A 12,673-nucleotide genomic window follows, 5' to 3' on the forward strand; every position below is an offset into this window, starting at 1 on the left:
TTCCCGAAGGAACTTCATCGCTCGACTTGCATGTGTTAAGCACGCCGCCAGCGTTCGTCCTGAGCCAGGATCAAACTCTCAATTTAAAAGTTTGATTACTCAGTATTCACTGACTACTTATCTTTCGATAAGATTTTATTTATTACTCAAAGCATTTTACGAGTTGTTTCTTTATTACTCTGTTTAATTTTCAAAGACCATGTCATTCGCCGTCATCACCTGACGACTCTTAATATTTTAACAAACATTTAATCGTTTGTCAATATATTTTTTAAAAGTTTTTTTCACAACTACTTGTTAATTTCTTTCGTAGTTGTCATCGCCTCTCAGCGACAAGTAATATAATATCATTAATTTCTAATCATATTATGCTTTTAAACCTTATTTAGAGAAATTATAAGCTTTTTCCTCTTTTTTTCTTTTATTTTCTATAAATATGATTTATTGATACACTAGGATATGTTTTCTTAATTATTTACACTTTTATACGCCCATTTACGTAAATACTCTCTGTTTTATATATATAATTTCCCTATATACTCTATCTTTTATCTTAATTTATATAACTTAAAACTTAAAATCTTATTTATTAATTAAACTTCTTTATCTTATATTCCTTATAAACTTTAACTTTCTACATTATATTTTTTATTTATTACCTAATACTTATTAAATAATAATACTCACGTGGGAAATATGATATAGCTATCTTAATTTTTTTAATATATATCTTCCATGAAATCAACTTCATTCATATTTCTTATCATAAAAAAATTTAATATGTAATAACTTACGATGATGTAGATTTAATATTTAACTAAATCTATATTTTTTTCTTCAATATCCTTATTCTTAATACACATAAAAGAAAAAAGGCTATTGCATTAAAGAAGTTTCCTACTTTATACCCTGTTAATTTAAAATTCTTAACTCAGTATAATATGCGTTACCTCTTTACTACCCAGCCTCTTTTTTAATAACTAATTTATTTGTTTCATTTATTCTTCTCTTATTTTATAAAAAGTAATGTGATCTCTCCATTCACCATTTATATATAGATATTTCTCATTTAAACCTAACTTCTTAAATCCGCATGCAATTAATACAGATTGAGATTTTAAATTATCAACTAAAGTAGAGCCTTCTATTCTATGTATACCTACATCATAAAAAGCATATTCCATGGCCATATTAACAGCTTCCTTCATGTACCCTTTACCTTGTTTAAGCTCATCTATGGAGTAACCTATAGTTGCACTTTTACATACACCCATTACTATATTAGATATTCTAACTTTACCTATGAGTTCTTCCTCTTCGAATATACCAAAATTAATACTCTTACCATTTAGAAAGTCCTTATATGAATCACTTAAACTATTTCTTTGATACTCTAAGGTATAATAGCTATCACTTCTTTTAGGCTCAAACTCTTTTAGATGATTCTTATTTCTAATACAGTAATCTAGCATTTCCTCTGAATCACCTGGTGTTAGAACTCTTAAATCTATTCTTTTTCCCTCTAATGTCACAGGAAGTCTTATATATCCCTCTGTATAATCCTCACTAGTTATTCCAAATAAAAATTCCGATTTAACATTCTTAGTAGCATTCTTATTGTTTCTTAATATTCCTTCTAATTCAAAACCAACATCTAAAAAAGCATCTATAATCATTTCTTCATCTACAATTACGCTTGCTTTCTTAAGTAACATGTTATGGAATAATATTGACAACATAAGTTCTAAGGTATCAACTAGATACTCATAACTCTCATTTCCAATCTTATAAAAATTCAATCTAAATATACAATTCTTATTTTCCTTATCTAATTCAACAATAAAAATTCTACCTAATGTTATATTATTTTTATCCTTAACTATATACTCCCTATCGTTTCCCTTTACCAAACCTAAACTTACACACTTACTTTTTGACATTTACTACTCTCTCCCTAATCATCAACGCTACATACCTTTGACTGTCTTTGTATTAACGTTAAAAATGTTATAGATATGATTAAACTTAAAGGTATTACAAATAAAGCATGGTACGTACCTACTGTATCACTCAATCTACCTATAAGCATTTGGCCTAACATATTTATAGTGGTTGCACAGGTAACTATAGTTCCTGTTATAGAAGTTGCATTCTGCTTAAAAACACCACTCATACTTACAAGTACAACAGGGAAGGTTATAGCTAAGAAGAAACCTGATAATGCAACAAGCATAAGTCCATTAGCACCTAATAATAAACCTACTGCATATAATACTACCCCTATAGCTAAAGATCCTATAACAGTATTTAGGTACCCTAACTTTTCAACTATAAATCCACCTAAAAGTCTTCCTATGGAAAATACAATGGTGAATAAAGTTACATACATACCACTTTTACTCTGTGAGTAGCCATAAGTATCTATTATATAATTAGTAAGCCATCTAAAGGTACCAGATTCCGCTATAATATAAAACCCTAATCCACAAATATAAAAATATACTAATTTATTTTTGAACATATCCTTGAAGCTTACCTTCTTTTCCTCTTCTAAGGTTTCAATCCTAGGTACCTTAACAAAAAGAAACGCTATTAATATAACTAACATTACCCCTGCAAATATAGTATATATATTTTGCCAAGGCATGCCATTACTATACAATGTATTTCCTATGGCTTGACCAGCTGCTGAGCCTGCACCATAAAAAAAGTGAGTTAAACTCATTATAATTGCTTGAAAACTTAAAACAACAACAGGTATAACAGTGTTTATGGCTATAGCTGTTAATGATAATCCAACATTAAGTAGTCCTACATTAAGTAATAAAGATTTATAACCACCTACAAATCTATAAAAAACTAAGGACATAAATATGGCACTAAGTCCTAAAATGAATACTTTCTTTTGTCCAAACTTTTCAGAAAGCAATCCTCCAATAAACGTAAACATTAAGTACGCAAAGGATCCCATAGATACTATGGTTCCAATCATAGAGTTATCCAGAGCAAACTCAGTTTTAAATATAGGTATAAATATATTTATTAAATTTTCTGCTCCAGCCATTACCCCCATTATAATAAACATAAACACTATCAATATTAAATTGTTTTTTTTCTTATTCATTTTTTCTCACCAGATGCATTTCTACACTTCCCTCTAATTTATTATGACTTTAAACTCCTCATTCTAGTAATTAATTATAACACCTCAATAAGTATAAAATAAATATTTAAAAATACTTATAATTGCATATATTAAATTTACTTACATAAAATTTTCAAAATAAAACTTTACTTTTAAACTATAAAAACCTTTCTTTTATACATATTTTAATACCTCTGACTACATACTAACTTTAAATAAGTTGAATTCTAAACTTTAGGTTAGGTTTTAATCTGATACTTAGAGTTCCTTATGTAAAATATTAGATGCTTTATTCTATACTAGAAAAAATCTAGAAATTCTATAGAGCCTAAAATCATATAAACTTAGGAGGAGTTGCTATGAAAAAGAATAAACACTCACTTGATAATTCTACTAATGTTCAATTTAACGATAATGCTTCACAAGAGTTAAATGATGTTGATACTTCTTATGGTTCTAAGCCAACTGAAAATGTAGCTTCTATGAATAATAATGGTATTCCAACCCCTATGCAAATAGAGAATTTGACTCTACCTATTCAAAGATTTATTGAGCGTTATAACTATAACAGTAAAAAATAATATGAGCTTTAAACAAAAAAGGTAGCCATTATAATATAAAGTACTCTCTAATAAATCCTGACAATATTTTGGATTTATTTCCCAAGTAATACTTTTATATTTTAGTGACTACCTTAAAATATTTTAATTGCTCAATATTATTGTATAAGTTTCAATTAAAAATCTACACTTTGAATTTGAACTAGGTTTATTTAATTACAGTTAATTCTAAATATGATAAAGAGTTGTTATTGAAAGGTATATATTTAAAAGTCCCTTGTGTAGATTACTTTATTTGTGCAAAAATTCCCCCATCCATTTCATATACATGTTCACATAATATATCTATATCCTCTGAATTATGACTAGCTAAGATTATGGTCTTATTCTCCTTAGATATACTTAATAATATATCTCTCATTTCACTTACTCCATGCTTATCCAATCCATTCATAGGCTCATCTAATATTAATATATCTGGATCCTCCATTAGAGCTTGAGCTAATCCCAGTCTTTGCTTCATCCCTAAAGAAAACTTTCCAACATGCTTTTTACTTTTTGGATCAAGTCCAACCTTCTCTAATATTTTATATATTTCTTCCTTAGTAACCTTACTATTTATCATAGATAAAAATTTCAAATTCATATAGGCATTATAATTAGGTAAAAAACCTGGTGACTCTATAATAGCACCTAAGTTATCTGGTATATCTATATCCTTTCCAATCCTCTTATTATCTACTATTATCTCTCCACTTGTAGGTATGACTAAACCACAAATACATTTTAATAGCATAGTCTTTCCCGATCCATTCCTTCCAACTAATCCATGAATCTTACCTCTTTCAAAGCTCATATTTATATCTCTTAACACCGTTACTTCTGTTAATAAATAGCTAAGTATAATTGGTGAGCTAAGTGCTACAAACTTATTAGGTATGTATACTGATACTACCATTCCTAAGACACACCAAACAGACATACCTAAAGAAAAAATAGTTATATATGTATATGCGTACATTAAGGGAGAAATATTTATTAAGTCTGCATATACATCGCTCTTATAATTTATATAATTAAATAATTTGTAATTAAATAGATAGTACTAATATATATAGTGTTATTCCTAAAAATATTGTTAAAAATGATGACAAAGCACATGACCATATCTTTGCTCCTGCATACTTTTTAACTCCACATATCAATACAACATTTCCTATATACCCATCATTCCACTCATCACAAAAACTTCCCACAAATGGTATAGCGGCTAATACTAATAAAAGCTTTTGAAACATACTTAGTCCTATTAATAACTCTACAATAGATATAATATCTGTAAAACCAGGTCTAATATATTGCCTAGTAGCAATATAACATACTGCTGCTACTAAAATTATAGAAAGATAAAATATATAACTGCTAAATATTTGAGCTAAGTTCATTTTAAAAACTTTTTTATTCATCTTATATCATCCCCCCTATAGAAAATTCATTTCCGGAGATAGCATCAATAAAAATTTTAAAATTCGAAATAACCTTATCAGTTTTACCTTCCTTTGTATATTCTTCTGTTTTACTTATATTGCAAACCCAAAATGGTGACAGTGAGTACGAATTTTCTTTTAGATTGATAGCTTTAGGTAGGTATTCCAATTTAATTTCTGAAACCTCCACAGGGTCAGTTAAAATTACATCCTTATATTTATCCTTTATTACATCTACAACATGATTAGGCGAACAAATTTCTTTACTTAACTCACTCTTTTCTTTAATTTCATAAACATCACTTATACTAAGACTAATCAATCCATCTTTACTTACTAGAGACTTTATCCTAGTTCCTGTTGCATAATCAGGATTAGTCATGTAACCTTCACTGGTTACTTTATTTCCCCCTTGTAACCCATAAAATATTATTGCATATGCTTCATCATCTTTTTCCCATTTATGAAGTTGTTTTTTGCTTTCTGGAATATCCTCATTATAATCTGTTAATTTAGTTAAATTATCAACATCCATTGCAATAACTAGAGGTTCTTCCTTAACTTCTATTCCTAAATCTTTAATTTTATTACGTACTAGTGTAATAGCCTCCTCCTTATTTACGTTATCTAAATTTTCCTTAGGAAAATCATTTTCTAAGTCATCAGCTACAAAAGAAGAATATTTACGAATATACTTATCATAGTAACGATTACTTAACTCTTGGTTAACAAATCTAATTGATACCTCATCTAAATAAAGACAAAATGAATCATCAAATGTATAGGATTTTAAATTTACATCTTCCACTCTTTCTTTAATCACCTTATCTGGTGCTAGTACTTCCTTAACTTCATCTATGTCCCATTTCTTTATGCTTGCTTTATACTCATACCATTTCTGCTCAATATCAGCCACTACCTTTGCATCTACAACTAGATTTTCATAACCATCCAATCTTATATATCTTGGAAGTTCCTTTGTACTCAAAGTTTCTAATTGTTCAGATTTAACATTTTCCCCTGTTGGAAAACAAGCTGTTAATGTCATTAAAGATGCTATTGCTAAGATTATTAATTTTATTTTCTTCATAATATATTCGGCTACAAACCTTTCCCCCTTATAACTTATAAAAAATTAATTTTATATACTTCAACAACTAAACTTATAAGTAATAAACTTCAATTTACTTATTGAAAAAACAAGCATTCAACCATATATGTAGGATAGTAATTGATGCTTACATATTACTCAAAATTAAGTAAAGCAAACTTTTTAACATAGTAATTTAGATAATATTTTTATGTTTTTATTTAAGTTTTTGATAAAAATGAAATCAACAAATTGATAATTTAAGATAACAATATATGTAGTTGTCTTATAATTTACTGTGAGTAAAACTTGGATATATTATATTTTTTAGTGGGAATTATTTTGGTCATGACCTTAGATTGTGATATACCATATTAATTTAAATTATTAAGTCCTTATTTTTTCTTAGAAATGAATTAGTATTAATATGCTAATTGAAAGTTTATTAATTTAAAATATTATTTTAATTAATTTAGTAGATTTTCTCTTTATTATTTGTTAAATTATCTTTATTAATTTTAATTAGTAAATAATTTATAATTAATGTATTTTTTTAATAATTATACTATATAATGTTGTTTACATAAAATATTTTTATTCTTTGTAACTACTTTGTAAATGTTTTATTTTTATAGTTTCTATGTATTTTAAATCTTAAAGCTACGCAGTTATATACTTAATCATATATTCACAGCATAATAGTATTTTATTATCTTATACTAATGTAATAGATTTAAGTTGAATTTATTTATCTTATGCTAAAAGCATAAATATAATTTAAGTTTATTTATCTTATTATAATACTATACATATAAGTTAAATTTACTTATCTTATGCTAAAAGTATAAAGATAATTTGAGTTTATTCATCTTATTTATAATACTATACATATAAGTTAAATTTATTTATTTTCTTATAAATTTATAAACATAGATTAAATTCATAAAACTAAAGATATGTATTTAGTTTTACAAAAAATAAAGAATAAAAAAACTAAAGCTTAGTTTTTTTATTCTTCTTATTCATCTATTCTTATTAATTATATTAGAATATATTTTTACTACATTTGTTATCATTCATATATTTGCAGTTACTGCAACTCCTTTGAGAGTTAACTTCTGCATTTAAGCCACTATTAAGATTATAGCCTTCGCATACATTAGCCATCTTCATCTTATCACTTTCAGATAAATACTCATCCTCCATGATTGCCTCTTCCATATTTTCTATTACGCCTTCATTATCATCATAGCTTCCATTAGTAATTGGTCCACTATAGGAACTAACCATTCCATAACTATTTTTATTTGGTATATAACTATCATTTATCATTTTAGAACTTAAGATATTTTTAAACCTCATAAAAACACACTCCTTTTCTTTATCTAAGGCATGTTTTTATTATCTCTTTTTAAAAGTTATTTAATCATAATTTTGAAATATATTTTTATGATAATAAAGGTTACTCTTCCATGTAAATAGGTGACTCTGTTTCTCTACAATATTTAACAATTAAACATTCAGCTAAATTTCTAGGACATCTTTTACACATACATTGCTCTATGTTCCAATTACATCCCTTTTTATTTTCAGGACACTTACTACAATTATATGGCATAACCATACATATCACCTCTTTTATTTAAACTAGTATATTTATTATAACATACGACAAGCTAAATAAAGGCTTATTAAAAATTATGTCGTTTATTTAAATTTTTTAATTTTTACAAATTATAAACTTATATAAGGTTGCTAGTATCTCATTATATGTATATAATTATATTATATACGTTATTTATTATCATTTACAAAGTCTATAATATTTTAAAATTATTAAAATATGTAGATAAATTATCCATATAATATGAGTTTACTTTGTATTAATTGTTAAATGATAAGTATTAAATGATACTGAATATACATTCTTGATTGAAAATTTAAAAATTTTAATTTTTAAATTTATTAATCTGTTACTATATTTAAATAATTGGATAATCTCAATTGCATTTAAAATAATAATTAAAGGGGTAGTTAATTGTATGCAATATAATATAAAAAGAAAAATGTATTCTACTTATTATATATTAATGGCATATTTCTTATTATTTATTCTGTTAGGATTCCTTATAGATACTCCTACAGAAATATTTACAGGTTTAAAAAACATTTTATTTCAATCTAACATACTAATAACTGACTATATAGCATTAGGTGGAATTGGTGCAGCCTTCATAAATGCAGGTACCCTATCCTTATTATGCTTAGGCTTATTAGTATTAGTAGGAATTAAACCAAATGGTTCTACTATAACAGTTCTTTTTTTAATCTTTGGATTTGGATTGTTTGGCAAAAATTTGTTAAACGTATGGCCTATAATAATTGGTGTTTGGTTATACTCAAAGTATCAGGATGAGCCATTCTTAAATTATATCCTTATAGCCTTATTCGGTACCACATTAGCTCCTATATTTAATGAATTCTTATTTACAGGCATTTTTCATAATGCAAGTATAGGATTTATAGCCTCTATTTTTACAAGTGTATTAATAGGATTTTTATTACCTCCAGTTGCTTCTAACTGTTTAAAAATGCATCAAGGTTATACGCTTTATAATATAGGCTTTGCAGCTGGTTTAATAGGAACTTTATTAATGTCCTTATTAAGAACCTTCGGAATAGATTTTGAACCAAGATTAATTTGGGATACTGGTGATAACCTATTATTCTCAATAATATTATACACAATGTTTATATCCTTTATAATACTAGGAGTAATTTTTGATAAAGATGGTTTTAAAAAGCTAAAAAAGATATTTGCTCAACCTGGTAGACTTATATCCGACTTTTATATATTATTTGGGCAAGGTGCGACCTTTATAAATATGGGTATATTAGGTATACTGGCTACCTCCGTAGTATTGTTACTAGGCAGTAGTTTAAACGGTCCTACTATGGGTGGAATATTTACTATAGTTGGTTTTGGAAGCTTTGGTAAGCATATAAAAAATGTAGTTCCCATAATGCTAGGTGCATCCTTATGTGTATTCTTTAATGTTTGGAATATAGATAGTCCAGGAATGATTTTAGGTATATTATTTAGTACTAGTTTAGCTCCTATTGCCGGTAATTTCGGATTCTTCTGGGGAATGGTAGCTGGTTTTCTTCACATATGTATAGTTGCCAATGTTGGAGGACTTCATGGTGGATTAAATTTATATAATAATGGTTTTGCAGCTGGATTAGTAGCTGTAATGCTTGTACCCATAATTACTTCCTTAAAAAATAAATTTAATTCTTCTGCAGATCACTAATTATTCATATTTACTATTGGATTAAATATGATTTATATTGTATAATATCATTAACTTTGATAAATTATTATAAAGATTAATTTAATATTTCTATATGGTTCAACTATGATTAACTTGTAGTTGAACTTATTTATGTATATACTTACTAATGTGCCTATTAATTTACTTAATATAAAGTAAATATATACTTAATAAGTTACATATTATAAGATATATACACATCATTAAGATAGGAGGTAGAATCTGATTTTGTGTCGGGTTAAAGATATGAAGCATTTAAATCAAAGAACGATGAAACTAGTTAATGAACTAATGAGTTTTTGCTACAAATATGGTAGTACGAATTTAGAAATAAAAGTTAACACTACTACTGAAGAAACTACTATAAACCTAAAGGCATTTGGAATCAGTATATCTGATAAAGTTTTAGAATCATCTAATGAATTATTATCTGCACCAAGATGTCATGAGATGGAAGAATATTATTGGAATCTAAGTGGTGATAATGATTTAGATACTGAACTTACTTTAGTTGGTATGATGATTGATGACTACTCAATTAATTACAATAAGGATGAACGAGTACTTGAATTTAATATAAAACGTTTAAATTAGTTTAATTAATAACAATTTAACATTATTATATAAATAACTTAAAAGATAACCTCATAAATAACAAAAGATTAAAATATTTTTAAATTAAGTTTCTACACTTGTATGTACCATTTTCTTATTTAATAAATGCTTAGATATAAAAATTATATTTATTGCTTATTTAAATACCTTATAATTTACTAATAATTTATATCTAAATTTAAAATAAGTAATTATATAACTTTATTATAAGTCTTAAAATTAAATATTTTGATTTGTTAAATAAGCTAAGAAAGCTACATATATAATTGTGTAGCTTTCTTAGCTTTTTATATAATTTTCTAAATATAAGCAAAGTTAAACCTAAATATACTTAAAATTATTAACTATAAAATATATTAGTCTACTCTTAATACCTTTTATGGATTAAATCGAATGTCTCAATTAAAACTTATTTTAAATTCATACTTAGCCATAACTTTTAATTTTAAATATAAAGTTTATTTTCTCATACTTAACAACTTCTTTATTACATTTCTTCCTATTATATCTTCTTTCATTTCATCTAAAGCTGACTCTATCTTCACCCAGCCTAATTCTTCTACTTCTGAAGACTTTTTAATTTCACCATTATGATAATTTGCTACAAAAGTTAACATAATTAATTCCTTAGACTCTATGCTTTCACTTCCTAAATATCTGATGTCATTTATCTCGATTCCCGTTTCTTCAAGCACTTCTCTAGCTACTGTTTCCTCTGCACTCTCGCCATTACTTATATATCCTGATATTAGGACTTTAGAATCTTTGTAAATATAACTTTGCTTTAATAATAAAACCTCATCATTTTTGATAACCGCAACAACTATACATGGTTTTGCTACATCAAAAAACATTTTATCATCTTTTTCACAATAAGGAACTCCGCCCTCATCCCAACTATATTTCTCTACTAACTTTCCCCCACATATTGGGCAATATTTAAATTTCATTATTTTAATTGTATCATTATTAATAACTAAAAAATGATACACCCTCCTTATTTAAATGTTATAGTATTACCTTTATAGGTTTTGTTAAGAAGATTTCTTCTTCATCTACTCTACATTCATAAGCAAAGATATCAACTCCATTACTATAAGCTAATCTTAAAGCATCTCCAAAGTTCTTATCCATTTCATCATTAGGTCTAAAGTCTATTATCTCATCCATTTGATGTAGAAACATAACTCCTGCACCCTTACCTTGCTTTTTAACCTCTATTAATTCTAATAAATGTTTAGTCCCTCTTTCTGTAGGAGCATCAGGAAATTTAGAATGGCCATCTACTTCTAAAGTAACACCTTTAACCTCTAAATAGTATTCCATACCTTCGCCATTAATAAGCTTAAAATCAAATCTACTATTACCGAAAGTTTTTTCTCTACTTATATTCTCATAAGTTACTAATTCAGGTATCATTTTATTTCGCAAAGCTTCTTCAACAATTTTATTAGGTGCTTGTGAATCTATATTAATTAATTTATTTCCTTTATAAGCTGCTATTAAAGAATAAGGTGTCTTTCTTCCCTCTTTACCCTTTCTTAATAAAACCTCAGTTCCTTCTACTAATATTTCTCTACATCTACCGGTATTAGGAACGTGAACCATTATCTCTTCATTGTTTAGATTTATATAAGCCTGGAATCTATTAGGCCTCTTAATAAATCTTGCTTTCTCTATCTTTTCTTCAAATCTCATAATACACCTCATTTCTATATATCCCTAAGATATATCATTTTAAGATATTATGTTCCTATGTTTATTAAAGATAATATTTTTTATAGTATCTTTATAATTATCATATAAAACTATTTAATTTATTAGTTACTATTATAGCATAGTATTTATAATTATTAAGTTTATTACACATATATTAACTGAAAAATATACAAAGGAACACTTGAGTATCTACTTAAATATTTAAGAAGGGCTAAAATAATATTTTTTTATTCTATTGATACTATACTTTGAAAATTAATTGTTTCTACTTATGAACAGGTACTATGTAAAAGTTATATACATTGTGGATATGTTTAAAAATATGTTGTGGATAATTACTTAGTATTTTTATAAGTTTAAGACACTTATGTATGCTATCTGACTTATATATTATTAGATGTGATTTTGAAAACTTAAAATTGTTAATAACTTAGAATTTAGTGAAGTGTTATCTTAATTATATATCTTATTATTATAGTCAATTATCTATATAACAATAAAAAAGCATCTTCTAAAATTAGAAGATGCTGTGGTGCGTCTTAAGAGATTCGAACTCCTGGCCCACGCCTTAGAAGGGCGTTGCTCTATCCAGCTGAGCTAAAGACGCAAGTTTTTACCTGGCGATGTCTTACTCTCCCACAGGGCCTCCCCTGCAGTACCATCAGCGCTGTAAAGCTTAACCTGCCTGTTCGGAATGGGAAGGGGTGTTACCTTTACGCTAT

At 26.5% G+C, this 12,673-nt stretch carries 12 protein-coding genes, 1 tRNA gene and 2 rRNA genes; 3 read left to right on the forward strand and 12 right to left on the reverse strand.

Annotation, left to right across the window (positions count from 1 at the left end; all coding sequences use genetic code 11):
• From BUA48_RS15065 to BUA48_RS15075, 3 genes are all read right to left on the reverse strand, one after another.
• Positions 1-86 (reverse strand): 16S ribosomal RNA (locus BUA48_RS15065); the annotation flags it as partial.
• Positions 87-998: 912 nt separating this feature from the next.
• Positions 999-1,940, reverse strand: a complete 942-nt coding sequence (locus tag BUA48_RS15070; protein WP_072832869.1) for a GNAT family N-acetyltransferase — start codon at positions 1,938-1,940, stop codon at positions 999-1,001.
• 14 nt (positions 1,941-1,954) lie between these two features.
• A complete protein-coding gene (locus BUA48_RS15075) occupies positions 1,955-3,124 on the reverse strand; it encodes an MFS transporter (RefSeq protein WP_072832870.1) in 1,170 nt (389 codons plus the stop codon).
• Positions 3,125-3,504: 380 nt separating this feature from the next.
• Between BUA48_RS15075 and BUA48_RS15080 the strand changes: the two genes are divergently transcribed.
• Complete coding sequence (locus BUA48_RS15080; protein WP_072832871.1) at positions 3,505-3,726, forward strand: hypothetical protein; 222 nt, start codon at positions 3,505-3,507, stop codon at positions 3,724-3,726.
• A gap of 265 nt (positions 3,727-3,991) precedes the next feature.
• On the opposite strand, the gene BUA48_RS15085 is transcribed toward BUA48_RS15080, so the two are convergent.
• The 5 genes from BUA48_RS15085 to BUA48_RS15680 form a co-directional block, all read right to left on the reverse strand.
• Entirely contained in the window at positions 3,992-4,663 is a 672-nt protein-coding gene (locus tag BUA48_RS15085; RefSeq protein ID WP_084666389.1) for an ABC transporter ATP-binding protein, read from the reverse strand.
• 133 nt (positions 4,664-4,796) lie between these two features.
• The gene (locus tag BUA48_RS15090) at positions 4,797-5,171 is read right to left on the reverse strand and encodes a hypothetical protein (protein ID WP_072832872.1); all 375 of its coding nucleotides are present in this window, start codon (positions 5,169-5,171) and stop codon (positions 4,797-4,799) included.
• Between the two features lies 1 nt (position 5,172).
• Positions 5,173-6,282: a hypothetical protein gene (locus BUA48_RS15095; RefSeq protein WP_072832873.1), complete on the reverse strand. Its 1,110-nt coding sequence runs from the start codon at positions 6,280-6,282 to the stop codon at positions 5,173-5,175.
• A 1,044-nt stretch (positions 6,283-7,326) separates the two neighbouring features.
• Complete coding sequence (locus BUA48_RS15100) at positions 7,327-7,644, reverse strand: hypothetical protein (RefSeq protein WP_072832874.1); 318 nt, start codon at positions 7,642-7,644, stop codon at positions 7,327-7,329.
• A 100-nt stretch (positions 7,645-7,744) separates the two neighbouring features.
• Complete coding sequence (locus BUA48_RS15680; RefSeq protein ID WP_178138999.1) at positions 7,745-7,906, reverse strand: hypothetical protein; 162 nt, start codon at positions 7,904-7,906, stop codon at positions 7,745-7,747.
• 418 nt (positions 7,907-8,324) lie between these two features.
• Here BUA48_RS15680 and BUA48_RS15105 point away from each other — a divergent pair, with 418 nt between their 5' ends.
• Entirely contained in the window at positions 8,325-9,596 is a 1,272-nt protein-coding gene (locus BUA48_RS15105; RefSeq protein ID WP_072832875.1) for a DUF1576 domain-containing protein, read from the forward strand.
• 249 nt (positions 9,597-9,845) lie between these two features.
• A complete protein-coding gene (locus BUA48_RS15110; RefSeq protein ID WP_143147736.1) occupies positions 9,846-10,211 on the forward strand; it encodes a hypothetical protein in 366 nt (121 codons plus the stop codon).
• Positions 10,212-10,690: 479 nt separating this feature from the next.
• Here the strand turns inward: BUA48_RS15110 and BUA48_RS15115 are convergent, their stop codons facing one another.
• The 4 genes from BUA48_RS15115 to rrf all read right to left on the reverse strand — a co-directional run.
• On the reverse strand, positions 10,691-11,182 hold the full coding sequence (locus BUA48_RS15115) for an NAD(+) diphosphatase (RefSeq protein WP_072832879.1): 492 nt from the start codon (positions 11,180-11,182) through the stop codon (positions 10,691-10,693).
• A gap of 58 nt (positions 11,183-11,240) precedes the next feature.
• Entirely contained in the window at positions 11,241-11,930 is a 690-nt protein-coding gene (gene sfsA / locus BUA48_RS15120; protein WP_072832877.1) for a DNA/RNA nuclease SfsA, read from the reverse strand.
• Between the two features lie 551 nt (positions 11,931-12,481).
• Positions 12,482-12,558: transfer RNA gene (locus BUA48_RS15125), tRNA-Arg, on the reverse strand.
• Positions 12,559-12,566: 8 nt separating this feature from the next.
• Positions 12,567-12,673 (reverse strand): 5S ribosomal RNA (gene rrf / locus BUA48_RS15130); the annotation flags it as partial.

The sequence above is a fragment of the Clostridium collagenovorans DSM 3089 genome (genome assembly GCF_900130005.1).
Lineage (GTDB): Bacteria > Bacillota > Clostridia > Clostridiales > Clostridiaceae > Clostridium_D > Clostridium_D collagenovorans.